This is a genomic window from Niveispirillum fermenti, from assembly GCF_052474395.1.
This window is the reverse complement of sequence record NZ_CP156678.1, coordinates 371,487-395,940: the sequence shown is the minus strand read 5'-3', so window position 1 is coordinate 395,940 and position 24,454 is coordinate 371,487. Positions and strand designations below refer to the sequence as shown.

General features: G+C 66.3%; 16 protein-coding genes. 8 read left to right on the top strand and 8 right to left on the bottom strand.

All coding sequences use genetic code 11. The annotated features are described in order from the left end of the window. Nucleotides 1-9 precede the first annotated feature (9 nt). The 4 genes from ABC728_RS01540 to ABC728_RS01525 all read right to left on the bottom strand — a co-directional run bounded on the left by ABC728_RS01540 (nt 10) and on the right by ABC728_RS01525 (nt 7,043). Complete coding sequence (locus tag ABC728_RS01540; protein WP_416618641.1) at nt 10-1,167, bottom strand: endo-1,4-beta-xylanase; 1,158 nt, start codon at nt 1,165-1,167, stop codon at nt 10-12. Between the two features lie 169 nt (nt 1,168-1,336). After that, entirely contained in the window at nt 1,337-2,509 is a 1,173-nt protein-coding gene (locus ABC728_RS01535; protein ID WP_416618642.1) for a DUF3667 domain-containing protein, read from the bottom strand. Nucleotides 2,510-2,582: 73 nt separating this feature from the next. Next, nucleotides 2,583-3,656: an efflux RND transporter periplasmic adaptor subunit gene (locus tag ABC728_RS01530; protein ID WP_416618643.1), complete on the bottom strand. Its 1,074-nt coding sequence runs from the start codon at nt 3,654-3,656 to the stop codon at nt 2,583-2,585. Between the two features lie 279 nt (nt 3,657-3,935). Then, nucleotides 3,936-7,043, bottom strand: a complete 3,108-nt coding sequence (locus tag ABC728_RS01525) for an efflux RND transporter permease subunit (RefSeq protein ID WP_416618644.1) — start codon at nt 7,041-7,043, stop codon at nt 3,936-3,938. Nucleotides 7,044-7,357: 314 nt separating this feature from the next. Between ABC728_RS01525 and ABC728_RS01520 the strand changes: the two genes are divergently transcribed. Continuing rightward, on the top strand, nt 7,358-8,335 hold the full coding sequence (locus ABC728_RS01520) for a KpsF/GutQ family sugar-phosphate isomerase (protein WP_416618645.1): 978 nt from the start codon (nt 7,358-7,360) through the stop codon (nt 8,333-8,335). A 62-nt stretch (nt 8,336-8,397) separates the two neighbouring features. Next, a complete protein-coding gene (locus tag ABC728_RS01515; RefSeq protein WP_416618646.1) occupies nt 8,398-8,838 on the top strand; it encodes a YbjN domain-containing protein in 441 nt (146 codons plus the stop codon). A 27-nt stretch (nt 8,839-8,865) separates the two neighbouring features. On the opposite strand, the gene ABC728_RS01510 is transcribed toward ABC728_RS01515, so the two are convergent. Together ABC728_RS01510 and ABC728_RS01505 are read right to left on the bottom strand one after the other, a co-directional pair. Further along, on the bottom strand, nt 8,866-9,615 hold the full coding sequence (locus ABC728_RS01510; RefSeq protein WP_416618647.1) for an ABC transporter ATP-binding protein: 750 nt from the start codon (nt 9,613-9,615) through the stop codon (nt 8,866-8,868). A 6-nt stretch (nt 9,616-9,621) separates the two neighbouring features. Then, a complete protein-coding gene (locus ABC728_RS01505) occupies nt 9,622-10,476 on the bottom strand; it encodes an ABC transporter permease (RefSeq protein WP_416618648.1) in 855 nt (284 codons plus the stop codon). A 211-nt stretch (nt 10,477-10,687) separates the two neighbouring features. On the opposite strand from ABC728_RS01505, the gene ABC728_RS01500 reads away from it, so the two are divergent. The 6 genes from ABC728_RS01500 (at nt 10,688) to ABC728_RS01475 (ending at nt 20,422) form a co-directional block, all read left to right on the top strand. After that, the gene (locus tag ABC728_RS01500; RefSeq protein ID WP_416618819.1) at nt 10,688-12,943 is read left to right on the top strand and encodes a glycosyltransferase family 2 protein; all 2,256 of its coding nucleotides are present in this window, start codon (nt 10,688-10,690) and stop codon (nt 12,941-12,943) included. Next, entirely contained in the window at nt 12,940-14,106 is a 1,167-nt protein-coding gene (locus tag ABC728_RS01495) for a glycosyltransferase family 2 protein (RefSeq protein WP_416618649.1), read from the top strand. The genes ABC728_RS01500 and ABC728_RS01495 overlap by 4 nt, the downstream gene beginning before the upstream one ends. 109 nt (nt 14,107-14,215) lie before the next feature. Continuing rightward, entirely contained in the window at nt 14,216-16,459 is a 2,244-nt protein-coding gene (locus tag ABC728_RS01490; RefSeq protein WP_416618650.1) for a peptidase domain-containing ABC transporter, read from the top strand. After that, nucleotides 16,428-17,792 (top strand): HlyD family type I secretion periplasmic adaptor subunit, encoded by a 1,365-nt coding sequence (locus tag ABC728_RS01485; protein WP_416618651.1) that lies wholly within the window; start codon nt 16,428-16,430, stop codon nt 17,790-17,792. The genes ABC728_RS01490 and ABC728_RS01485 overlap by 32 nt, the downstream gene beginning before the upstream one ends. A 155-nt stretch (nt 17,793-17,947) precedes the next feature. Then, a complete protein-coding gene (locus tag ABC728_RS01480) occupies nt 17,948-18,970 on the top strand; it encodes a rhamnan synthesis F family protein (protein ID WP_416618652.1) in 1,023 nt (340 codons plus the stop codon). Nucleotides 18,971-19,522: 552 nt separating this feature from the next. Then, the gene (locus tag ABC728_RS01475) at nt 19,523-20,422 is read left to right on the top strand and encodes a calcium-binding protein (protein ID WP_416618653.1); all 900 of its coding nucleotides are present in this window, start codon (nt 19,523-19,525) and stop codon (nt 20,420-20,422) included. Nucleotides 20,423-20,719: 297 nt separating this feature from the next. Here ABC728_RS01475 and ABC728_RS01470 read toward each other — a convergent pair whose 3' ends face one another. Beyond that, entirely contained in the window at nt 20,720-23,515 is a 2,796-nt protein-coding gene (locus tag ABC728_RS01470) for a glycosyltransferase (protein ID WP_445376306.1), read from the bottom strand. A gap of 63 nt (nt 23,516-23,578) precedes the next feature. Next, nucleotides 23,579-24,367, bottom strand: coding sequence for a hypothetical protein (locus ABC728_RS01465; protein WP_416618655.1), 789 nt, complete (start codon nt 24,365-24,367; stop codon nt 23,579-23,581). Nucleotides 24,368-24,454 lie beyond the last annotated feature (87 nt).

Here is a 24,454-nt window from a genome sequence, read left to right as displayed (position 1 = left end):
TAACCTGCCTCACCCCCTTGCCGTGGCGCCGCGCAGCGCGGCGGCGATGGCGTCGCGCAGGGGCTTGGGCTTGAAATCGGCATCATAAGGCGTGGGGCGCTTGGGCAGCCGGTCGGGCCGCAGCCACAGGTTCTGCAGCCAGGAATACCGGTCCGACATCCCCCAGGTCACGATGTCGGTAAGCTGCGGATAGGACAGCATCAGGTCCAGATAGGCCCGCGCATAATCGGCAACGGCCCGGTCGCGCGACGGGATGTCGGCCGGCAGGCCTTTGTCATGCACATCGAATTCGGTGATGATGATGTCATAGCCCATGCCCACCGCGACATCGACGAAACGGCGCCATTCGGCCTCGTGATAGTCACCGAAGCCCGTGGAACTGTCGGTATTGGCCGTGCCGATATGCGACTGGATGCCCAGCGCATCCACGGGCGTGCCGCGCTTGCGGAACCCCTCCAGAAGGCGCAGCACACCCGCGCGATGGTTCTCGTGCCCCGGCTCCCAGCTCATATAGTCATTATAGACCAGTTGCCCACGGGGCAGCACCTCGCGCGCCTTGTGGAAGGCGATGTCCAACACCTGTTCGGCCGGGATGTGGCGGCTGAAAGGGGTTTCGCGCATGGCGCCCGTGTCGGCATCCACCGCCTCGTTCACGACGTCCCAGGAAACGATCTTGCGCTTGTAGCGTCCGGCGACTTTGGCGACATGGTCGGTCAGCATGCTTTCCACGGCTGTTGCCGGGTGCGGACCGAAATCATGCGTCGCGGCCCAGGCGGGGAACCATTGCGGATGGTGCCATAGCAGCGTATGGCCCCGGAAACCCAGCCCGTTCTCGTCCGCGAAGGCGACCTGACGGTCGGCGGCGGCGAAATCATACCGATCGGGCGCCGGCCGCAACGCGGCCCATTTCATCTCGTTTTCCGACACCAGCAACCCGCATTCGGCCACCAGCAGGGCGCGAAGTGCCGGGTCGGCGAAGGATCCCGTCAATGTGCCCGGCGCGCCGCCGCCCACCACCGCCCCGAACCGCCGGCCCCCGGCACGGGCCAGTTCATCCAGCGATGGCCCGTCAGGGCGGGCAAAGGCATTCCGGCCGTGCCAGGAACCGGCAATGGCGGCGGCGAACCCCAGGCCCAGGGCCTGGCGGCGGGTCAGTCGGGCAGGCATGTCTCAACTCCCAGGCGTCATTGTTATGGGGTGCCAGCGCACCTTGGTAGCGCTAATGTTAGCGGTAACCATTCGGAGGTCAAGCCATAACGCCCGGCAAGCGGGAAGAAAACCGAACCACATGCGGGGAAAATAGGAGGCGGCGGCCGGAACCCTCCGACCGCCGCGATCAGCCCGCCACGCCCATCGACACGATGAAGATCACGAAGGTCAGGCTGGTCATGGAGGTGATGAACAGCAGCGCCACGGTCCGCCACAGGGCGGAAAAGGCGGACAGCCGGTAGGTTCCCTTCAACTGTGCGAACATATGCACCGGCGGGGCCAGAACCAGCAGGGTGCCGATGGTGTCGCCGAACCCTTCGGTGAACTTGAACAACAAGGATACGGTGATGAACAGCAAGGACATGAAGGAAAGGGAGTATAGCGAGAAGATGGCATGATCATACATGGCCACATCACGCTTCCAGAAGAACAGCATCCACAGGAAAGGCAAGGAGATGGGGATCAGCAGCCAGGAGAACTTGTAGGCCGTGTTCTGCATCTTGTAGATCAGGAAATCCGGGTTGCTCAGCCGCTTCTTGACCCTTTCCTGAAATTCCTTGGTACCGATGGTGACCTTCAGGTCCTTGCCCATTTCCTGGCTGATAAGGTTGCCCAGCGTGGTGCTGGGCCCCGTGACGACGCCGGCAGCCTTGCCGTCCTTGTCTTCCGTCACCGTGGCGCCGGTCGCCTCCAGCGTCGCCTTGTAGGCATCCAGGGCCACCTGCGCCCGTTCCACCCGTTCGGCGGCACTGTCGCGCAGGCGCGTGGCAACCGCCACCTGTTCGCCGGCGGCGGTCGCGGCCGTCAGATCGGCCTCCACCTCCCGCAGCTCGCCCCGGGCCTCCGCCAGCCCCTCCTCCAGAAGGCGCAGGGCTTCGGCCTGTTCGGTGGGCGGCACGGCGACGGGCACGTCGCCGGCCCCGCCCATCATGGAAAACACCATGAGCATCAGAAAGGCCGTGAACAGGAACATGGCCAGCGGCGTCACATAGCGCGCACGGTGGCCATGGATATAGTCATAGGTCAGCTTGCCCGGCCGGAAGATCAGCATGGGCAGCGTGCGCCAGGCCTTGCTGTCGAAATGCAGGATGCCGTGGAAGAATTCCTCCACGATATGCAGCATCGACCGGTGCAGATGCCCCGGCTGGCCACAGGCGTGGCAGAAATTCCCGCGCAGCACCGCGCCGCAATTGGCACACGCGCCATGGGCATGGCCGTGCTGGCCGCTTTCCCCTTCGATGGCCGCCGCCGCTAGGCCGGCCGTGGCCATGGCGCCGACGGAGTCAAACCCGTCACTCATGCGATCCCCCCTTGCACCCCGGCGGGCAGCCTGCCAGGGATAACGGGTCGGGATCAAGCGGTCACATGGCCTGTCAGCCCACCTTAGGGTCCAGTTCGACCTCCTGGCCGTCGCGCAGCCGCTCGGCGCCGCGCGTCACCAGCCTGTCACCGGCCTTCACATCGCCGATCACCTGCACCCATTCGCCGATGCTGGTGCCGGTGCGCACGGTCAGGCGCTCGGCCTTGTTATCGGCATTGACGCGGAACAGATAGGTGCCGTCACCCCGCAGGACCAGCGCATCGCGATGGACGGCCACGGTGCGCGCCGCCATGTCGGAGGGCAGGCCGACGCGCACGGCGGACCCGACGATCCAGGGCCGCTCCCCCGACGGCAGGTCAAGCCGCACCTCGAAGGTACGCGACTGGGCCTCACCGATGGCGATGATGCGGCTGATGCGACCGGTCACGGTCTGCCCCTCCACATCCAGCGGCACCTCCATCCCCTCTTCCAGGTGGCGGGCAATGGCCACGGGGGCCTGGGCCCGCACTTCCACCCGGTCCACGGCGACCAGCCGCGCCACCTTCACGCCGGGGGCGGAATATTCGCCCACCTCCAGCATCCGCGCGGCCACCTGTCCTGCGAAGGGGGCCTTGACGACGGTCCGCTCGATCTCCAGCGCCGTGCGGTCTCGGCTGGCCTGGGCGCGGACCAGTTCCTGGGCCAGCACGTCACGCCGGGACATGGTCTCCTCGAACCGGGTCACGGGTGTCGTGCCGCGCTCGGCCAGTTGGCGCTGGCGATCCACTTCGCGTTCCTGGAAGGCCAACTGGCTCTCCAGGCTTTTTACCTGCGCCTGATACTGGCGCAGTTCCAGGCGCAGCAGCCGGTCGTCGACACGGGCGATGGCCTCCCCGGCCGCGACGCGGGTGCCCGCCTCGGCCACCCAGGTGACCCGACCTGACACTTCCGCCGCCACGGCGGCATCCTGGCGCGACATGACACTGCCCGGCACCTGCTGCACCGGCGCCATCTGCCGCAGGCTGGCCTGCTCCACCTGCACGCGGGCCGCGGGTGCCGCCTGCTGGGCAGTCGCCCCGTGGAGCGGCAGGGCGAACACGCCCAGCAGCAGCAGGGCGGCAAGGCGGAAAGGGATGCGGCGGGTCATGACGGCCATCCGTTCGTGAATTGCTTGCCTTCCTTTTAGTCAAAAGCCGGTAACCTGCGGGTTTCGATGTGTAACGCGCATGTAAAGCCCCGACCTGGGCAAGCCGCCGGGAACCGGCATCTCATACTGTTTTGCGGTGATCGGAACCTGGTGGTCCTGATCACCGCCCGTGAGGCGCCGGGCGCCGCCATCCGGCGTCTCGGCTCACGCGCGCAGGCGCGCGCGGCCGCTCAATACGCCAACCACGTTGCGGTGAGTTCCACTCACCGCAACGTGGCATCACTCCGCAGCCAACCGCTCCGCCGGGGCATCGCTGCCGGTGTCGGGCAGCGCCGGCCGGCCGGCCTTCTCCCCCACACGCAGCAGGGCCGGCAGCAACAGCAGCGTGAAGAGGGTGGAAACGGCCAGCCCGCCCGTAATCACGGCCGCGATGCCGCGATAGATGACGCTGCCCTCCCCCGGCACGACGATCATGGGCGCCATGCCGGCCACCGTCGTGACGGTCCCCATGAAGATGGGCTGGATACGGCTGCGCAGCGCCTGATGGACGGACTCCGCCCGGCTCCTGCCCTCCCCCTCGCAGCGCCGCGTCTCGTCCACCAGCAGGATGGCATTGTTGACGACGATGCCCAGCAGGATGATGAAGCCGATCATGGTCAGCAGGTCCAGCGGCTGAAAGGTGAACAGATTGGTCACATCCAGCAGCGCCAGCCCCCCCACCGTGGCCAGCGGGATGGAGATCATCACCATGGCGCTGTCCTTGGCCGACCGGAACAGCAGGGCCATCAGCAGGAACAGCAGCCCCAGCGCGATGATGAAATTCTTGCCCATGGCGGCCACCGTGGCATCCAGCCGGTCGGCGGAACCGCCATAGCGCAGGGTGCCGTCGGCCGGCAGGAAGCTGCGCAACTGCGGCTCGATCTCGCTGCGCAGCAGGGTCATCACATCCTCAAGCGCCACATTCTCGCCGGGCTGCATGTTCAGCATGATGGTGCGCCGGCCATCGACGCGGGTGATGTTGCTGGGGCCGACGGTGCGCTCCACGCCCACCAGATCGCCCAGCGGCACCACGGCACCGGACGGCGTGGCGATCAGCACCTGTTCCAGTTCCTCCGGCCCCGTCCAGTCATGGGACCGCAGGATGATGTCAAGGCGGTTCTGCCCGTCGAAATGCTCGCCCAGCCACAGCCCGTCGCCCAGCGCCCGCACGACCTGACCCACCTGGCTGCGGGTCCAGCCGACCTCGGCGATGCGCCGGTCGTTGGGGCTGACGGTCAGTTCGGGCTGGGCCATCTCCGGATTGGGGTTGGACCAGCTCTGCACGTCGGGCATCTTCTCGCGCAGCAGGGCCAGCCCCCTGGTCGCCGCTTCCGACAGGCCGGCCGCGTCGCTGGATTGCAACAGGATGGAGACATTGCCCTCCGCCCCCAGGCCGCCGAACAGGTTGCCGCGGTTGGCGAAGACCTGAATATCGGGAAAGCCGGCCAGGATGTCGTTGCGGACGATCTCCATCATCTCGTCCAGCCGCGTATCATCCTCCAGCCGAACGGCGACCGAGCCGCCGCCCGGCCAGCCCAGGAAGTAGAAATTCTTCACCCGGGGCTGCTTCTCGCCATGATAGTAGGGCATCAGCCGGTCCACGACGATTTCGGCGACTTCGGCCTTGGCCATGTCCACCGATGTGCCGACGGGGAAGTTGATGAAGGCATCGACACTGTCGCGCTTGACCGGCGGCAGATAGGACATGGACGGGAACAGCAGCCAGGACCCGCCCAGCGACAGGGCGACCAGCCCCGCGATGACACCGGCCCGGCGGCGGTTGTCGCGCGTCAGGTCCATGATGCGCCCGGACAGCCATTCCACCCAGCGGGCCTCGCCCCCCATGCGGGGTGTGACACGCATGAACCGGGCCGCCGCCACGGGCAGGACGGTGGCGCAGACCAGCAGGGAAATGGTGACGCCGACCGCGATGGTCAGGGCCAAATCGGCGAAGATCTGGCCCTCCACCTCCCGCATGAACACGATGGGCACGAAAGTCACCACCGTCGTCGCGGTGGACGCGAACAGGGCGGAAATGACGCGCTTGGTGCCCTGGTGGCTGGCCTCCTCGCTCGAAAGGCCGCGATCGCGCATGCGGACGATATTTTCCAGCACCACGATGGCGCTGTCGATCACCATGCCGATGGCGAAGGCCAGCCCGGCCAGCGAGATGACATTGATCGACCGCCCCGTCAGCGACAGCACCGCGAACAGCGACAGGAGCGAGATGGGAATGGTGATGGCGACCAGCAGCGTCAGTTGCGTGCGCCGCAGAAACAGCCACAGCGCGGCCACCGCCAGCACGATGCCCGACAGGATGTTGCCCGTCAGCAGGCCGATGGCGTTCTCGATATAGACCGACGGGTCGAAACTCTGGTTGTTGGTCAGGCCGCGCGTCTTCATCTCGCCGTCGCGCAGTTCGGCCATCAGGGTCTTCACATCGTTCAGGGTGGCCAGGACATTGGCCCCCTCGCGCCGGATGATGCGCAGACCGATGGCCTCGTTGCCATTCTGGAATCCGTACTGCCATTGCCGGCCGAGCTGCACCTTCACCTCGGCCACGTCGCCCAGGCGCACGGGCCGCCCCTCGCGCCATTCCAGCACCAGATCGGCGAACTGGTCGGGCTGGAAGCGGCCCTTGTAACGCACGGTATAGATGCGACGGCCATCATCCACGAAGCCGCCGGTCACGTCCTGGGCACGGCCGACAAGGCCGGACACGGCGGGAATGGTGATACCGTACTGCGCCATGCGGAACGGATCGAAGATGATCTGCACCTCCTGCTGCGGCGCTTCGGACTGGTCGCCGAAATTGACGCGCGCCACGCCGGGAATGGCCTCGATCCGGGGGATCACATCCTCGGTCAGGTAATGGTAATGGTCGCTCAGCGCGCCTTGCGTGCCGGGCAGCTTCTGGACGAAATAATAGATCAGCGTCTCGTTGGCATTGTCGCCCCCGCCCATGATCAGGCGCGGCGGGTCGGCATCGGCCGGCAGGCTGGGCAGGCGGTTCAGGCGGCTGATCACATCCAGCATGGTCTGCTGCATGTCGGTACGGGCATCGAACTCCAGCCCCACGAAGGCGCCGCCGGGATTGGCGAAGCCACGCATCTGCGTGACGCCGGGCAGACCCTTCAGCACATTCTCGATGGGCTCCAGTATCTCGCTTTCCACCTCCTGCGGGCTGGCGGCGCGCCAGGTGGCCTCGATACCCAGCGTGGGCTGGCGGATATCGGGGAAAAGCTGCACGGGCAGGGTCATGGCCGACCAGATGCCCAGGCCCACCGTCAGCAGCACGGCGACGGCCAGCGCCGCCGGGTTGCGCAGGCCCAGTTTGATCACATCCATGTCCGCCCCCAGGTGTCCTTGCCGGCAAAGGGCAGCTCCCCGCCACGCCAGGGGGGGGACCACCAGAGCGGCACCATAGGACGGGCCGCTGTAACAGGTCCGTTGGAATTGGCTAATGGATGGTGAATAAATGTAACGGTCCGTTACAATTCAGGGCGCCTGTGGCCATGCCGGAACCGGCGGGCGGCCCCCCCGCTTGCCACAACCGCGCCATGCGGCAGCACCAGGATGAAGTGCCGGCCGCGTCCCCCTACCTTAAGGAACCGTCCGGCACCACGCCCGACCCGACCTTTGCCGACCCAGGAACGACCATCATGCAAGCCGCCCCCACCGCCGCCGCCGCCAGCCACGCCGTCACCATCGGCCGGCAGGTCATCGAACGGGAGATGGATGGACTGTCCCGCCTGCGCGACAGCCTGGACGACACCTTCGAGCGCGCGGTGGCCCTGATCGCCGACCGGGGGGGCCGCCTGTTCGTGACCGGCATCGGCAAAAGCGGCCATATCGGCCGCAAGATCGCCGCCACCCTGGCATCGACGGGAACGCCCGCCTTCTTCATCCATGCCACGGAGGCCAGCCATGGCGATCTGGGCATGATCGGCGACCAGGACATGGTGCTGGCTTTGTCCAATTCCGGCGAAACGCAGGAACTGGGCGATATCCTGCATTATTGCGGCCGGTACGGCATTCCACTGATCGGGATCACCAGCCGGCCCGAATCCGCGCTGGCCCGGGCGGCCACGCTGGTCCTGGTGCTGCCCGACGCGCCGGAGGCCTGTCCCGTGGGCATGGCGCCCACCACCTCGACCACCATGTCGCTGGCGCTGGGCGACGCCATTGCCGTGGCCCTGATGGAACGCCGCGGCTTCACCGGGGAGCATTTCCGCAATTTCCATCCGGGCGGCCGGCTGGGACAGAAGCTGATGCGGGTGGACCGCATCGCGCGGCGCGGTGATGCGCTGCCGCTGGTGACCGGGGCGATGCCCATGTCGGAGGTGCTGCTGACCGTCACGGCCAAGGGGCTGGGCTGCGCCGGCGTGGTGGATGATGACGGGCGGCTGATCGGGATCATCACCGACGGCGACCTGCGCCGGCACATGGCGGCCGACCTGCTGGGCCGTACCGCGGCGGAGGTCATGACCCCCCGCCCCCGCACCACGCGGGAGGATGCCCTGGTCGGCGAGACGCTGGCCCGCATGAACCGGGAGGCCATCACCAGCCTGTTCGTGGTGGAGGACGGGCGGCCCACGGCCATCGTGACCCTGCATGACTGCCTGCGCATCGGGGCGTGACGGAAAGCCCGGACTTGCCCCGCACACCGCCGCGGGGCATGGTCGGCCGGAACAGGGAGAGGATGATGCTGGACAATCTGTTGCGCGGCGTTTCGGTCGCCGACCTGGAAGCGGCCCTGGAAAGGCTGGGGCTGCCGGCCACACAGGACCTGACGCCCACGGGCGCACCGGTGCTGCGCAGCGCGATCGGGGGCCTGACCTTCAATGTCCGGCCGGGTGCCAGGATCGATCCGGAGGCCGAGCGGTTCGGCGATTACAATTTCAACCTGATGTTCCAGGTGCAGCCGGCCTTCGATGCCGGCCTGCTGAACCAGTGGAACCGCCACAAGCGCTTCGCCCGCCTGTCGCTGCGCGATGATTTCCTGGTGCTGGAGATGGATTGTCTGGCCGTCGGCATCAGCGGCGACCAGGTTCTGGCCAGCCTGGAACTCTGGGGCCGGCTGGTGGTGGAGGCGCTGAATTTCCTGCGCACGGCCCATGGCGGGCCGGCGGGCCATTCCTGACAGGCCGGCCCGGGCAGGGACGGGGTTTCACGCCGCCAGCGCGCGGTCCAGCAGGGCCGGCGTGACGGGGCCGAACTCCACCACCCGCCCATGTTCCAGCACGGCCACCTTGTTGCACAGCCGTTCGATCAGGTCGCGGCTGTGGCTGGCGATGACCATCAGGCTGGCCCGGTCGATGAGCGCGTTCACCCGCTTTTCCGCCCGTTCCATGAAGGCGGCGTCGCCGGCCGTGATCCATTCGTCCAGCAGCAGGATCTCCGGCGAGATGGCCGTGGCCACGGCGAACATCAGCCGCAGCAGCATGCCCGAGGAATAGGCCTTCACAGGCAGGTCCAGATATTCGCCCAATCCGGAGAAATCCCCGATCTCCGCGGCATATTCCTCGATCTCGCCCGGGGTCAGGCCCAGCAGAAGGCCGCGCAGGCGCAGATTTTCCCGGCCCGTCGCGTCGGGATCGATGCCCAGCATCAGATCGAACATGGGCGATACCCGCCCCTGTACCTGGACGCGGCCCGATGTCGGCTCATAGATGCCGGCCATCGTGCGCAACAAGGTACTCTTGCCGGCCCCATTATGGCCGATCAGACCGACACGGTCGCCTTCGCCCAGGTCGAGGGTCACCCCGCGCAGCGCATCGATATGGACACGCCCGCCCGGTTCGGTGCCGATGCGGCCGCCCGTGGTCAGCTTCAGCGCCGTCTTCTTCAGGGACCGCCCATGCAGGCCGAAGACCTGGAAGCGGACATGGACATCGTCAAGGCGAATATGGACAGGCATGGTCCTTCAGATCCAATAGGTGACGCGCGGCCGGGCATACCGGAAAACCAGCAGGGCGGCGGCAAGGCCGGACAGGGCGATGGCGCCCACGACCCACCAGTGGACGGGGTCCACATGGCCGGCGATCAGGGGCTGGCGGACGATTTCCACCATGTACTGGAACGGGTTCAGCCGCAGGGCCAGATGCCCGGATTCCAGGAAATTGCCTTTCCACAGGACGGGCGTGATGAAGAACGCCCCCGTCAGGATCGTGGAGACGATCTGCGACACATCGCGGAACCGCATGCAGGTGCAGGCCAGCACCAGGCCCCAGCTATAGCCGACGACCAGCAGCAGCAGCAGCCCGCCCGCCGACAGCAGCACGCCCGTGAAACTGACGCCCAGATCGAACCAGAAAAGCACGGCCACGATGATCAGCACGTGATGCAGCAGCACCAGCGCGTTGCGCGCCACGACACGGTTCACGAACAGGGTCAGGGGCAGGCGTATCTGCCGCAGATAGCCCTCCGCCCCCACCAGCGCGCCGCAGGTCTCGTTGATCAGGCTGCTGATCAGGGTCCAGGCCACCATGCCGATGGCGACATGCGGCATCAGGGCATGCACGTCGATCCGGAACAGCCCGGCATAGACCAGGGCGATGCCGACCGTGAAGGCCCCCATGCTGATCGTGACCCAGAGCGGCCCCAGGATGGACCCGCGATATTTCTGGCGAATGTCGTTCCAGGCCAGGATGAACCAGATGCGCCAGGATGCGAAACCCTGCGCCATATCGACCAGTGCCCCCCTGGTCGATGGCCTTCCATCCGTCGTGAAGCCGCCATACCAGCCCCGGCTGCCATCGGCGGGCTGTTGATATGACATGATGGGCAAACCCCTCCGGTCGTCTCGCTCGCCCCTGCTGTAGCGGTTGAAACCGCCTGTGTGAAGGGGTTTGCACGCCGGCCCGGGCGGAACGCGCCTGCGGTATGCCACTACCGGCCACGATCTGCTAAAGCTATGGGCCATCGCCCGGGTGCCGCCCGGGACCGCCACCGTCCCGCCTCCTCTCCCCTGTTCCGGGAACCGTTTGTTGATGCAGATCCTCGGCTATCTGGAAACCTATGAGAACCAGACCCTGATCGGCTGGGCCTTCGACCGCGCCGCGCCTGGGCGGCGCCTGCTGCTGGCGGTGGAGGTGGATGGCGAGCCGATCGCCGCCGGCCTGGCCAACCTGGACCGGTCCGACGTGGCCGGTGCCGGTCATGGCGACGGGCGCTGCGGCTTCCGGCTGCGGGCCCACCTGTCCCCCTGGGCCCCGTTCCGCGTGGTGGAGGTGGGCAGCGGCACCGTCCTGTTCACCGAGGCGGACCTGAAACAGGCCGATGGCGACACGGAGATGGCGGAAACGGCGGCTTGCGAGGGCGGCGGCGTGCAGGGCCATGTGGACAATGTGCTGGGCACGGTGATCCAGGGCTGGTGCTGGCGGCCGTCCGCCCCCGACAGCCATCCGGTGGTGACGGCCAGCATCGACGGCCGGGTCGTGGCAAGCTGCCGCGCCGACCTGACCCGCGGCGACCTTGTCAATGCCGGTATCGGGGAGGGCGACCACGCCTTCAACCTGCGCATGCCCTACTGGACGCTGGACGGGGTCGAGCACGATGTCGAGGTGGCCGTGGAGGGGGAAGGCCCGCTGTCGGGCAGTCCCATCCGCTTCATCGGGCTTTCCGATGGCGGCCGGCCGCTGCTGGGCCGGCTGATGGCCGCCCTGCCGCAGCCCGGCTCCGACTTGACAGCCACCGCGCGCCTGCTGGACAGCTATCTGGAACAGATGGAAATGCTGGTCCCGCAATCGCTGGGCTTCGCCTATTATCCGGACTGGTACCGGGCACAGGCGGCGGCCGGCGGCACCCAGCCTCCGCCGGCCGCCTTCGCCGATGACCGGCCGGGCCTGCGGGAGGCGGGACTGCGCCTGCGGGCCGGCGACGGCCCCGTCTATCTGGCGCTGCTGGACGAGGGGGTGCGGCTGCTGCCCGGCGGGCTGGAACGGGCCCTGCGCGCCGTCGCGCGCTGGCAGCCGGCCATCCTCTATGCCGATGCCCAGGCCGTCGTGGATGGCACGCTCCTGCCCTGGTTCCGCCCGGACTGGAGCTATGATCTCTGCTTGGCGCAGGATTACACGCGCGGCCTGACGCTGATCCGCGAGGATGCGATGGTGCCGGCGGCCGGCAACCGGACCCTGGCCGGCGCCCGCACGGCCGCCCTGCTGGCCTGCGATCCGGCCGGCATCCGCCATCTGCCGGAGGTGGTCTGCACGCTGGCCACCGCGCAGGCCGGCCCGGTCGGCCAGGATGTGGCGGGCATGGTCGCGGCCCATCTGGCAGCCCGCACCGGGACCCCCAGCGGGGCCCGTAGCGGGGAAAGCGCCCGCCTGCGCGTGATCGATCCGGCCTGCGGCCTGCGCCGGGTCGACTGGCCACCGCCGGCGGACGCGCCGCTGGTCAGCCTGATCATCCCCACCCGTGACCGGCTGGACCTGTTGCGCACCGCCGTGGACAGCATCATCCGGCTGACAAGCTACGACCGATTCGAGATCATCATCATCGACAATCAGAGCCGGGATCCGGAAACCCTGGCATGGCTGGCCGACGGCGAGCGGCAGGGCCGTTTCGAGCGGCTGTCCTATGACGCGCCGTTCAATTATGCCGACATGAACAACAAGGCCGCGGCCGTGGCGTCGGGCGACATTGTCGGCTTCATCAACAACGATGTCGAACTGATCACGCCGGACTGGCTGCAGGTGGCGGTCGGCCTGCTGGCCCGGCCAGAGGTGGGGGCCGTAGGGGCGCGGCTGCGCTTTGCCAACGGCATGATCCAGCATGGCGGCATCGTGGCTGGCACGGGCGGGCTGGCGGAAAACGCCTTCCAGCATGTGCATGTCGATGATGCGGGCTATTTCCACCGCACGCGGGTGGCCGGCAATTACAGCGCCGTGACGGCCGCCTGCCTGTTCTGCCACCGGCAGGAATTCCTGGACACGGGCGGGTTCGACGCGGCAAACCTGCCCGTGGCCTTCAATGATGTGGATTTCTGCCTGCGGCTGCGCGAGCGGGACCGGCAGATCGTCTGGACCCCGCATATCGAACTGTTCCACTATGAAAGCGTCAGCCGGGGGCAGGACAGTACGCCGGAAAAACAGGCACGGGCGATGAAAGAGGCACTTTACATGCGACAGCGCTGGGCCCGCATCACGGCCATGGACCCCTATTACAGCCCCAATCTCAACCTGGACGGTGCCCCCTTCTCGGGACTGGCCGTGCCGCCCCGCCGCCGCTGGGGGCAGCCGGCATGATTCAGGGGCATTTCGATTGTGTGGTCGGCCGCGATGTCTGCGGCTGGGCGTGGGACAGGGCCAATCCGGACCGGCCGGCCCGCGTCCGGGTTCTGATGGATGGCGTGCCGGTGGCGGAAGGCATCGCCGACCAGCATCGCCCCGACCTGGAGGCCGCCGGCATCGGCTCCGGCCACCATGCCTTCTTCGTGCGTCTGCCCATGGCGCTGCTGGACGGCCGCCGCGTCCGGCTGGTGCTGACGGGGGAGGACGGGCTGCCGCTGACGGGCACGCCGGTCGACATGGACCTGCCCAGCCTGGCCTTCCGGCCCGTGGCACCGCCCGCCAACCCGACGCCGCTGACATTGTCGGTCTGCGCCATCGTCCGTAACGAGGCGCCCTACCTGCTGGAATGGATCGCCCACCACCGGCTGGTCGGGGTGGAGCATTTCGTGCTGTTCGACAATGGCAGCGACGACGGAACCACGGCGCTGCTGGCCGGGCTGGCCCGCGCCGGGATCGTGGACCATGTCCCCTGGCCGGACATTCCCCATGTCGCGGTGCAGTGCCCCGCCTATATCGCCGGGCTGGCCCGCCTGGACGGCCGGAGCCGCTGGGTCGCCTTCATCGATGCCGATGAGTTCCTGAACCCGTTGCGGGGGGAAACCGTGCCCGACATCCTGCGCGATGTCGACAAGGCGGCGGGGCTGCTGGTGCCCTGGCGTCTGTTCGGGTCCAACGGGCATGAAACGGCGACGGACGATCTCGTCGTCCGCCGCTTCACGCGACGCGCACCGGCGGCCCATCCCCTGAACAGCCAGGTCAAGACAATCGTCCAGGCCCGGCTGGTGGCGCGGCCCGACATCCATACCCCGCGGATCACGGAAGGCAGCCTGGTCGACGAGTTCGGCCGCATCGGCGGCAGCCAGGGGCATACCGACCATCACGCCGTGCCGGATGCCGCGCGGCTGGTGATCAACCATTATTTCACGAAATCGCAGGCCGAATGGCAGCGCAAGCGCAGCCGCGGCCGGGCGACGATGAGCGGGGACAGCACCAGCCGCTGGCGGCCCGACCATCATTTCCAGGCCCATGACCTGAATGATGAGGAGGACAGGGGCCTGGCCTCCCGGGCCGGGGCCATCCTGGACGAAATGACGCGGCTGCGCGGCCTGTCAGGCTGATCCGCCGGGTCTGGTCCCCGCCCGGCGCCGACCAGCACGCTTGACACCGTCGCGTCGAACCCGCCACCTTCGCTTTCGCGAAATTGGCGGGTGCCCGGGAAGGAACCGAATGGTGCAGGCGGAGTTAGGTGGCGCGCAGGAGGACACGGCCGAAATGGCGACCGGCAGCCATTCCATGCTGGAGGGCTTGCGCTACATCGCCCGATACCATGGCCTGCACCTGTCGCGGGAAAACCTCGTCCGGCAATATGTGCGCGAGGACGGGGAGGTTCGCCCCTCCGTCATCGTCGCGGCTGCCGACAAGGCCGGCCTGAAGGCCAAGGCGACGAAGATGCGATTCGAGCATCTCCTGCGCCTTGGCCATGCGATACCGGCGCTTCTGCGCCTGCGTGACGGCACGGCACGTATTCTCCTGATGGTGCAGCCCAGGGGAAATCCGCCGCTGATCATGCTGCGCCACCCGATGGAAGGGTCCCAGCCCCAGCCCTACGACATGATCGGCCTTTCGGAGATCTGGGACGGCGAGATCATCCTGTTCAAGCGCAAGCAGGGCACGGCGGAGGACAGCAGCGATTTCAGCCTGCGCTGGCTTTTCCAGCAGGTGGCCAGGGACAAGCGCATCTTCCGCGATGTCGGCTTCTGCGCCCTGGCCATGTCCGTGTTCGCGCTGGTGCCGCCGTTCCTCTATTTCATCGTCCTCAACCGCATCCTGGTGCATCAGCGCATGTCGACGCTGTTCGTGCTGGCGGTGGGCATGGCGTTCCTGATCCTGTTCGACACCGCCTTCGGCTATCTGCGGCGATGGCTGGTGGCGGAAGGAACGGCGCGCATCGACGCGCGGATCAGCAGCTACATCTTCGACCGCCTGCTCGGCCTGCCCGTAACCGTGTTTGAAAGCCAGAGCACGGGCACGATCATGCACAAGATCCAGGAGGCGAGCCGCATCCGTTCCTTCCTGACGGGACAATTGTTCACCGCGCTGCTGGACAGCATGGTTCTGTTCATCCTGCTGCCGGTGATGTTCTATCTGAACGCGCAGTTGACCTTTTTCGTGCTTGGCATCGCCGTGCTGATGTTCATCACGATCGTGCTTTTCATCCCGGCCATCGGACGGGCCCATGGCCGGGTGGTCCGGGCCGAGCAGCGCAAGGGATCGCTGCTGATCGAAACCATACATGGCATGCGGACCATCAAGACCCTGGCGCTGGAAGGCCGGCGCCGGCATCAATGGGATGATGCCGCATCGGCCGCCGTGCTGGCCCACCGCGACATGGGTTTCCTGGCCAACCTGCCCCAGACCATCCTCCAGCCGCTGGAAAAGCTGATCTATGCCGGTACGCTGCTGCTGGGCTGCTATCTTGCCCTGACGGCGGAATCCGGGGCCGTGGTGGTGGGGGCGCTGATCGCCTTCACCATGCTGGCCTCGCGCGTCATCCAGCCCTTCGTCCAGATCGCCGGCCTGCTCCAGTCGCTGGAAGAGGTGCGCGGCGCGCTGAACCAGGTGGCCTCGCTGGTCAACATCCCGGCGGAAGACACGCGCGCCACCCACGGGCTGCGGCCACGCTTCACGGGCAGCATCCTGTTCGATGAAGTGCGTTTCCGCTATCCCGGTGCGCAGAGCTTCGCGCTCGACCGGGTGACCTTCAGCCTGCCGCCGGGCAGCGTCACGGGCGTCATGGGCCGCAGCGGGTCCGGCAAGACCACGATCACCCGCATGCTCCAGGGCCTGCATCAGGATTATGACGGTCTCATCAAGATCGACGGTACCGACCTGCGGCAGATGGACATCTCGCATCTGCGCGCCAATCTGGGCGTCGTGCTGCAGGACAATTTCCTGTTCACGGGCACGATCCGCGAGAATATCGGCATCGCGCGACCCGACGCCACGTTCGAGGACGTGATCGAGGCCGCGCGCCTGGCCGGTGCGGAGGAATTCATCGAGCGCCTGCCGCAGGGCTATGACACGATCCTGACCGAAGGGGCCAGCAACCTGTCCGGCGGCCAGCGCCAGCGCCTGGCCATCGCCCGCGCCCTGCTGGTCGATCCGCCGATCCTGATCCTGGACGAGGCGACCAGCGCCCTGGACCCCGAAAGCGAAGCCATCGTCAACAACAACCTGCGCCATATCGCCCAGGGCCGGACGATGGTCGTCATCTCCCACCGTCTGGCATCGCTGGTGGATTGCGACCAGATCATCGTCATGGATCGCGGGCGCGTCGTGGATATCGGCCGGCACGATGAACTGCTCGACCGTTGCGCCATCTATCGTGACCTATGGTTCCAGCAGAACCGCACCCAGCCGCCTTCCGGAGCAAGCAGCCATGAACGGTCGATCACTGGTCCTGCGTCCTGATCCGCGGGCCGCTGCCGCCGATCAGGATATCAACGACTTCCAGTCACATATGGCCGAGATCACGGGCGCGCCCTATCCGTCGCGCGTGCGGCGGACGGTGCATGTGCTGGTGGCCATGCTGGTCACGGCCATCGTCGCCGCCTCCGTGCTGCAGCTGGACCGGATTGTGTCCGCCAATGGCCGGCTGGTCTCCCGCACGCCGACCCTTCTGGTGCAGCCGCTGGAATCGTCGGTGATGCGCGAGGTGCATGTGCGACCGGGGGATGTCGTGGCGCGCGGCGACCTGCTGGTGACGCTGGACCCGACCCTGTCGACGGCGGACGTGTCCAAGCTGCTGTCCAACCGCGACGCCCTGCGGGCCAAGGTGGCCCGGCTGGAGGCGGAACAGGCGGGGGCCACACTGCCCGAACCGGCCGAGGACAACGAGACCCTGCGCACCGAATATTCCATCTGGCAGGCCCGCATCGCCGAGCGTCAGGCCCGCCTGGATGTCTATGACCAGCGTATCCTGGCCGCCAGGGGCCAGATCGCCAGCGGCCTGCGCGATGCAGAGCATTACCGCGCGCGCCTGAAGGTCAGCAGCGAGATCGAGGATATGCGCTCCGAACTGGCGCGCAAGGAGGTGGGCAGCCGCCTGAACGTCCTGATCGCCCAGGACACCAAGGCGGAGATCGCCCGCAACCTGTCCAACAGTGAGCAGCAGGTCACCACCTCGCGGCACGAGCTGGAGAGCCTGCAGGCGGAGCGGGAAGCCTATCAGCAGGAATGGCGGTCGAAGCTGACGACCGAACTGGTCGCCCGGCGGACCGAGCTGTCGCAGGTGGAAGATGACCTGTCGAAGGCGGAATACCGACGAGACCTCGTGGAATTGCGGGCCATGGCCGATGCGACCGTGGTCAGTGTCGCCGATGTCGGCAGCGGCTCCGTCGTCCCCTCCGGCGAGGTGCTGGTCAGCCTGATGCCCAGCAATGCCACGCTGGAGGTCGAGGCGGACGTTGCCGGCATGGACCAGGGCTTCGTGAAGGTCGGCGATGAGGTGCAGGTCAAGCTGAACGCCTATCAGTTCACGCGGCACGGCACCGTGGTGGCCGAGGTGCGATCGATCAGCGAGGACAGCTTCACCAAGCGTGACGACGGCACCGTGGCGCCGGAGCGCTACTACAAGGTGCGCGCCGATATCAAAGCCGTCGAGTTGCACAACGTGCCGGAGGATGTGCGCCTGGTGCCCGGCATGCCGCTGCAGGCCGACATCGTCGTGGGTCAGCGTTCCATCATGTCCTTCCTGCTCGACCGCGTCATGGTCAATACGATGGAAGGTATGCGGGAGCCCTGACCCCAGCGCGGCCGATGGGCAGCGGCCGGACCATGGGCCGCTGCCCATCGGCCCTGTCATTACCGATTGTGGATGGTTCGCGAGTTTGTTAACAACGGAGCCTGTAGATTAACGAAGCGCGCCGCTTTGACATTTTTCCGAAGATCGATAACGCCATGAAAACCATCAAGTATATTGAACGGCTATGGGGCGGCGTGCGGAATGTTGTTGATTTCGGCATCACCTACGCGATCAAGCCGACGGGACCCAGCTACATCCGGCGCAAATGGACGGGTGAACAGGCCCTGGAAGGGGCGCGGCGTGTCGTCGTGTTCAACCATTTCGATCCGAAGGGCCTGATCCATCGCTATGTCGTCCATTATCTGGAGGAACTGGCCAAGGCCGGCTTCACCACGATCTTCACCAGCAATTCGCCGCGCTTCCCCACGGAAAGCGTGGAAAAGCTCATACCGCTGACGGCACGGATCCTCTGGCGGTCCAATGTCGGGTATGATTTCGGGGCCTTCAAGGATGGCATCGCCCAGGTCCCCGACCTGCTGGCACTGGATATGCTGCTCATCACCAATGACAGCATGTATGGCCCGTTGCAGGACCTGTCCGGCATCATCGACCGCATGCCGGCTGCCGGTGCCGACATCTGGGGCATCACCGATTGCTGGGACCGGCGGTTCCATCTGCAAAGCTATTTCCTGCTGTTCCATCCGGCGGCCCTGCGGCACGCCAGTTTCAAGCGCTTCTGGGGGCGGCTCCCCTATTTCCGGCGCAAATATTGGGTGGTGCGCGCGGGCGAGATCGGCCTGACCCAGTATTTCCAGCGCCATGGCGTGCGGGCGCGGGCCTTGTTCCCCTATCGCGGCACGGTGCGCGACATCACGGGGCGGATCGAGACCTATCTGGCCCGGCCTGATTCGGCGGATGACAAGGTTCGCTGGCAGTACCTGTCCCGCATGTCGCAATGCCTGCGCGATGGTGTTCCGCTCAATCAGACCCACTTCTTCTGGGACTATCTCCTGGCCGAATTGCGCTGCCCCTTCATCAAGCGCGACCTTCTCCAGCATAATCCCATGGGTGTGCCATATCTGCATCATTGGGAACCGCTGCTGGCTACCGTCTCCGACTATGACAGCAGTATGATCGTCGACCATCTCGAATATTCGATGCGAGGTCGGGTGTATTGATGGGGATTGCATAAAAATAAAGACAAAGTTTCTCCCGTTGGCAGAGCCGGGAGTGATGTAACGAGAGCGCTTGGCCGGCTTTGGTCCTTCCCGTGGGACGCGGGATGAGTAACGCGGCCGACCAGCGGCCAGGCCTTTGAAGAGTTTAACACCCGTCACTGCCCTGCCTCGGCGCCCACCTTCTCCGGAACGCTCAACCAAGCCTTGTCGACATATCCGGAACCTGAAAATATTCAGGCGACGCATCTTGAATACGTGGCGAGGCAGATATTTCGTCCCTCCATACCCCCGCATCACTACCCTTGCATAAGCGTTCCTTGGATATTATTTATTGCCGGCTTTACACACAATCAAGAAACACAATCGACAAGACTTTCTTCAATTACTATACAGAACTTCGGCTAATTTAGTTTGTCACAATAAAGGCCTGTTGCCGACTGATGCGGGAGATGATAATTTTAACAGACTGAGGGTCATCGACCCGGGGGGACGGATCGGAGCTGAAATGCTCACTGGCCGTCGAGAGACTGTCACTTTCGTCGGAGGGGTGCGATGACAACGTTGCCGGGTGGCCAGACCGTCGCCTTCGTTGGCCTGAACGAGATCGAGTTGTCCGTTCTGAACACCATCTACAGCAATGCCGGCCCTTCGCTGGCGTCGACCATTGCGCAGGTCACGGCTTCACCGACATCGCTTACCGGCGCTGTGACGGTTGGCACCATTACGACCACCCAGGTGATCAACCAGGCGGTAAGCGGCGGCGCCAATATTGTAACTCTGGTGGATGGCGGTTCGCCGGCCCCGGGCTCCACGGGCGTGCTCACCAACATCGTCGCCGACAGCAGCGTCACGAACGTGATCCTGACGAACACCGGCAATAACAATGTTACGGCCTTCTTTGGCGGGCAGAATACCACGAGCGTGGTTGGTGATTTCGGTTCGCAGTTCATCGTCGGTTCCAGCAACGGCAGCGGCATGACCATCCTGACCGGAACGGGAAATGATTCCGTACTCGGCGGTGCCGGCAACGATGTCGTGCGGTCGGGCGGGGACTCGATTGTCAATGGCGGCGCCGGTAACGACACGATCATCGGCGGCAGCGGCATGAGCACGCTGGGCGGTGGTGCTGGCGCCGACAGCATCGTTGCCGGCTCCGGCGGCAGTTACATTATCGGGGAGTCGGGGAACGATACATTGGTCGGCGGTGCCGGCAAGGATATCTTCATCTACAGCCCCGGCGACGGCAACGACACCATCATCGGCTTCGACCCCACGCAGGACACGCTCGCCTTCACCAGCACCAATTTCGGGTCCGGCTCGCTGGATCTGGGTGCCCTCATCAGCAATGCGCAGGTTTCTGGTGGCAACACCGTCCTGACCCTGCCCGACGGCTCCACCATCACGGTGGTCGGGCTGACGGGTGTGAGTATCAACTGGTTCACCGCCAAGTAGGGCGCGCGGCAATTGGTCCTGGCCGGCCGATTGCCCCCTCCTGCTGCCCTCTCCATCATGATACCGGCCTGCCAGGTGGTTCCGCCTGGCAGGCCGTTTTGCGTTTGGGTCCTTGGGTATCAGGCCTTGGGTATCAGGCCTTGCCCATCCTGCCGCGCCAGACCTGAACCCAAATCCCGGTGATCGCAACCGATCACCGGCCTCAATCGCCGGCGCCCACATCCGTGGGCTTGGCACCGGCGCCCACATCCGTGGGCGTGGGCACGCCGCGTGTGCGGCGCGGCGGCGGTTGCCGCTTTACCCTTCAACAACCAGCGACAGCAAGGCGTCGTTGATGGCGGCAGGGGGCAAAGCCGGCGGCAGCAGGGCGCCGCGGCCCCAGGCACGCAGCCGCTCCGCCTGCGCCCCCAGGTCGAACGCCACGACCGGCAGACCGGCAGACATGACGTGGGTCAGGGCGTAGCACCAGGTTTCCGGCCATGTCGAGGGCAGGAACGCCAGATGCGGTCGCAGCAATGCCAGCAGTGACGGCACCTCCGCCTCCGCATAACGGCCGGTGACGACAATATGCCCGGTCTGGCACAGTTCCTCGTCATCCAGGCTGTATCCCAGTATCTGGAAGGTCAATGGCAGGCCACGCTGCCGCGCGTCCCGCGCGCAATCCAGCAAAAGCTGGTACCCCTTGGGTGGGCCGATGGCGCCGGGAACGACGATGCGCACCCCCTCCCCTCGCGCCCGGCGCGTGGGCAGCACGGGTGCCGGCGGCAGGGCCGGCTTCTCCGCCGGTGCCACCTCGTACCGCGCCGCCGGTATGTAACGGTGCATCCGGACGGCCGTGTCACGGGTGGAGCAGCCGACCTGACCGGCACCGGCCAGCACCGACGCCATCGCCTGCCGCCATTCCACGACAGCCATGTCACCGATACCCAATTCGTCGCCGAACCTGCCGACGCAGATCTCGCACCGGTCCACCGGCGGTTCGCCGCAATAGCGATCCTTGTCCGCCGTCAGCGTGATACGCGGACAGATCCAGCTATAATCATGGATATGGGCGCGATAGGGAAACCAGGTGGCCAGTTCCTGCAGCAGCCCGACGCGCAGCAGGCGGGGATGGTGCAGTTCCATCTCCCGCACCCCGAACCGGATCAGGTCCTCGTGCAAGGCGGCCAGGCCGTCCCCGTCATCACCATAGGACAGGTTGTTCAGTTCCAGCCGGTCGGGCACCTCCAGGCACAGCCGCACGCAGCCATCCCGCCCACCGCCCACCGGCCGCAGAAGCAGGACGGGTGCCGCCAGCATTGCGATCCGCTCCCGCAGGAAACGTTCCGTTCCACCGCCCAGTTCGGCACAGACCAGCAGCACGGGGCGGGGCACACCATCCGCCAGCAAACGGGCCCTGTCCAGCAACCGGCGGGCCGGGCCCAGCGGGTCGGCCGCGATGAAGCGATGCACCTCCGCCTCATAATCCGGATAGCGTGTGGCCAGCACGGCAAGCGCGGCATTGATCCGCGCCTGCTTGGCCGCCCCGAAGGACCCGCCGCCCACATGCCCGACAAAGGTGTCCAGGGCGATGACATGGCGCCAGCCCTGCGCCGTAGCGCGCAGGCAGAAATCATTCTCCTCGCCATAACCGGCACCGAACGCTTCCGCATCGAACCAGCCGGTCTGGTCCAGACAGGCGCGCCTTATATAGAGGCAGAAGCCCACCCCGGTCGGCACCTCCATCGTCCGGCCGGCCAACGCCGTCCGGGCCACGTCGTCCAACTCCTCCACATCGATGTCGGCAAGCGGGGTCGGCGCATTGGCCAGCGGATAGGAACAGATGGTCGCATCATTGGACCAGGGCGTGGCCGTCCCCGTCCGGTCCGAGCCCAGGGCGGCGGCGCGCAACCGACCCAGCCAGCCAGCCGAAACACAGGTATCCGCGTTCAACAGCACGACATCCCGGTCCGGATGCAGGGCCATGCCGATATTCACGCTGCGCACAAAACCCAGATTGCCGGGATTACGGCGCAGAACGATCCGCCCCTGCCGGGCCAGGTCATCCAGGAATTGCCCGATCTCCGGGTCGGGACCCCTGTCATCAATGGCCACGATGCGCATGGGCCAGCCAGGATCGCAGCCCAGCAAGGCATCAAAGCAGGCCTGCGTCGCCGCCCGGTCGCCATGGACGGGCACGATCACATCCACGGTCCCATCTTCGGCGGCACCTGCCCGTGGCGTGGCCGGCGGCAGGGACAGAGGCTCCCCCGTCAACTCGAACAGAAGCCGTACCCGCCCCGCACCCGCGGGAAGCTGGAAAGAGAGGATGGGCGCATCAAGCACATCCAGCATGACCGCCCCATCCGGCGGCACGCTGACATGGCGGCCGACCACCCGGTCTCCCTCCATGATCAGAACGGCGACAGGACGCTCCGGGCAGGCCATATCCAGCACGCGCGCCTGATAATGCCCATCGTCAGTGATTTCGACCAGGCCCGACAGGCGCGGCGGACGCAGCCAGCGGCCGGCGGCCAGGCCCGACTGCACCGGCACACCATCCACCGCCACCACGGGATCAACCGGCCCCAGCAGCGCCTCCGGCAGGGGCAGCGGCCATGATTGCACCTTGTCGGACGCCGGCAGGTCGTCCTGCCGGACCACCAGATGCTGCCATGTCATACGAAGCTGCCGTCCACCCGGCGCCACCGCGCAATGGAGCTGACGCTGGCGGATGAAACAGGCGGGCCGGCCCGTGGCGGCGACATGGGCCAACAGCATCTCATGCGCCTGATCACTCGTTTCCGCGTGCCATGCCAGGGCCGCCACCACATCCGGGGTCAGCACGCCAAGCCGGGCCAGCGTGCAGGCCACCATCAGGTGACGGGGTGACAGGGACAGGGCGCAGTCCAGCAGGCTGCGCGCCGTTTCCACCTTGCCTTGCACGAATTGAACCGTGGCAACGACAAGCAGGTCATCCGCATGCACAGGTTCCATCCGGAGCAGCCGTTCGGCCAGCAGGTCCAGCCCCGCCCCCGCCCCGGCCTTGATCCCGGCCAGCAACCGCGCGCGAAGAGCCAGACGGGGGGAGCCGAAAAGGTCGGCCGCCGTCACTCCGGCCCCGTCTGCGGTTGTCGATTCAGGGGTCGAGGATGGTTGCACAGAGCTATCCCCGCATCAGCGGGGAAGAATGGCGACACGCAACGCGATCAGCGGATCCTGCGGTTGCGGTGACCGGCAGGGTTCGCCATCCACAGCCTCCATCTCCCCATGGCGCAGAAACCGGGCGCCATAGACAACGCGATGGGTGCTGGCCAGCGGCGGCAACAACCGAAAGGCGATGCCGGAAAGCGGACGTCCCCCGGGCGCACCCAGCAGACCGGGCGCCGGCATCCAGTTCCCTTCAGACGTGCTGACGCCGGGCACGCGATATTGCAGCAACTGGCCGACGGTGGGTGTAACCTCGACGCGAATCGCCTCAACCCAGAAGGGTGCATCCTCAGCCGCGGCCCACTCGCCAGCGGCGAAGCTCACCTCTCCCACCTGCTGGATATGGGTATGCAGACGCAAGCCGACAGTCGGGGCCGTTGCCACATTGTCCAGCCGCTTTACCTGGACATCCAGGCAAACCTGCAACTCCCCACCGTAAAGGTAATTCGTGATCAAAAGCGGGCTGGCACCCGCCGGCACGACGACAACCGCCTGGTCCGTTCCGCTCAACCAGGCGGAGGAATTCAACTCCCCCTTGTGCAGGAACCGCGGTGCCACCGACCCCGGCTGGGGGATGCTGGTCAACTGCACGCTGGGAAAGCTGACCCCACGGACGATCACGGGTGCCTGGCGTGGCGGTGTGACAGAGATGAGATACAACCCCTCTGGCAGGGGCAGAACCTGTGCTGTGGACCGGAAACGATCGCTCTTCGTATCCCGTTCACCGGCAACTGCAACAGCCTGGTCACTGGTCATCGTCCACCACACCAATTTTTCATCGTGAAGGACAGTACCAAAATGAAAAGGCGGGCAAAAGCCCGCCTTTCCACTCTGGATGAAACC

What these genes read in the sequence shown, in the direction of transcription:
- ABC728_RS01505 (WP_416618648.1), bottom strand. Translation starts at nt 10,476, where the DNA reads ATGTCATATCAACAGCCCGCCGATGGCAGCCGGGGCTGGTATGGCGGC.
- ABC728_RS01475 (WP_416618653.1), top strand. Translation starts at nt 19,523, where the DNA reads ATGACAACGTTGCCGGGTGGCCAGACCGTCGCCTTCGTTGGCCTGAAC.
- ABC728_RS01510 (WP_416618647.1), bottom strand. Translation starts at nt 9,615, where the DNA reads ATGCCTGTCCATATTCGCCTTGACGATGTCCATGTCCGCTTCCAGGTC.
- ABC728_RS01515 (WP_416618646.1), top strand. Translation starts at nt 8,398, where the DNA reads ATGATGCTGGACAATCTGTTGCGCGGCGTTTCGGTCGCCGACCTGGAA.
- ABC728_RS01525 (WP_416618644.1), bottom strand. Translation starts at nt 7,043, where the DNA reads ATGGATGTGATCAAACTGGGCCTGCGCAACCCGGCGGCGCTGGCCGTC.
- ABC728_RS01500 (WP_416618819.1), top strand. Translation starts at nt 10,688, where the DNA reads ATGCAGATCCTCGGCTATCTGGAAACCTATGAGAACCAGACCCTGATC.
- ABC728_RS01535 (WP_416618642.1), bottom strand. Translation starts at nt 2,509, where the DNA reads ATGAGTGACGGGTTTGACTCCGTCGGCGCCATGGCCACGGCCGGCCTA.
- ABC728_RS01495 (WP_416618649.1), top strand. Translation starts at nt 12,940, where the DNA reads ATGATTCAGGGGCATTTCGATTGTGTGGTCGGCCGCGATGTCTGCGGC.
- ABC728_RS01520 (WP_416618645.1), top strand. Translation starts at nt 7,358, where the DNA reads ATGCAAGCCGCCCCCACCGCCGCCGCCGCCAGCCACGCCGTCACCATC.
- ABC728_RS01530 (WP_416618643.1), bottom strand. Translation starts at nt 3,656, where the DNA reads ATGACCCGCCGCATCCCTTTCCGCCTTGCCGCCCTGCTGCTGCTGGGC.
- ABC728_RS01465 (WP_416618655.1), bottom strand. Translation starts at nt 24,367, where the DNA reads ATGACCAGTGACCAGGCTGTTGCAGTTGCCGGTGAACGGGATACGAAG.
- ABC728_RS01485 (WP_416618651.1), top strand. Translation starts at nt 16,428, where the DNA reads ATGAACGGTCGATCACTGGTCCTGCGTCCTGATCCGCGGGCCGCTGCC.
- ABC728_RS01540 (WP_416618641.1), bottom strand. Translation starts at nt 1,167, where the DNA reads ATGCCTGCCCGACTGACCCGCCGCCAGGCCCTGGGCCTGGGGTTCGCC.
- ABC728_RS01490 (WP_416618650.1), top strand. Translation starts at nt 14,216, where the DNA reads ATGGTGCAGGCGGAGTTAGGTGGCGCGCAGGAGGACACGGCCGAAATG.
- ABC728_RS01480 (WP_416618652.1), top strand. Translation starts at nt 17,948, where the DNA reads ATGAAAACCATCAAGTATATTGAACGGCTATGGGGCGGCGTGCGGAAT.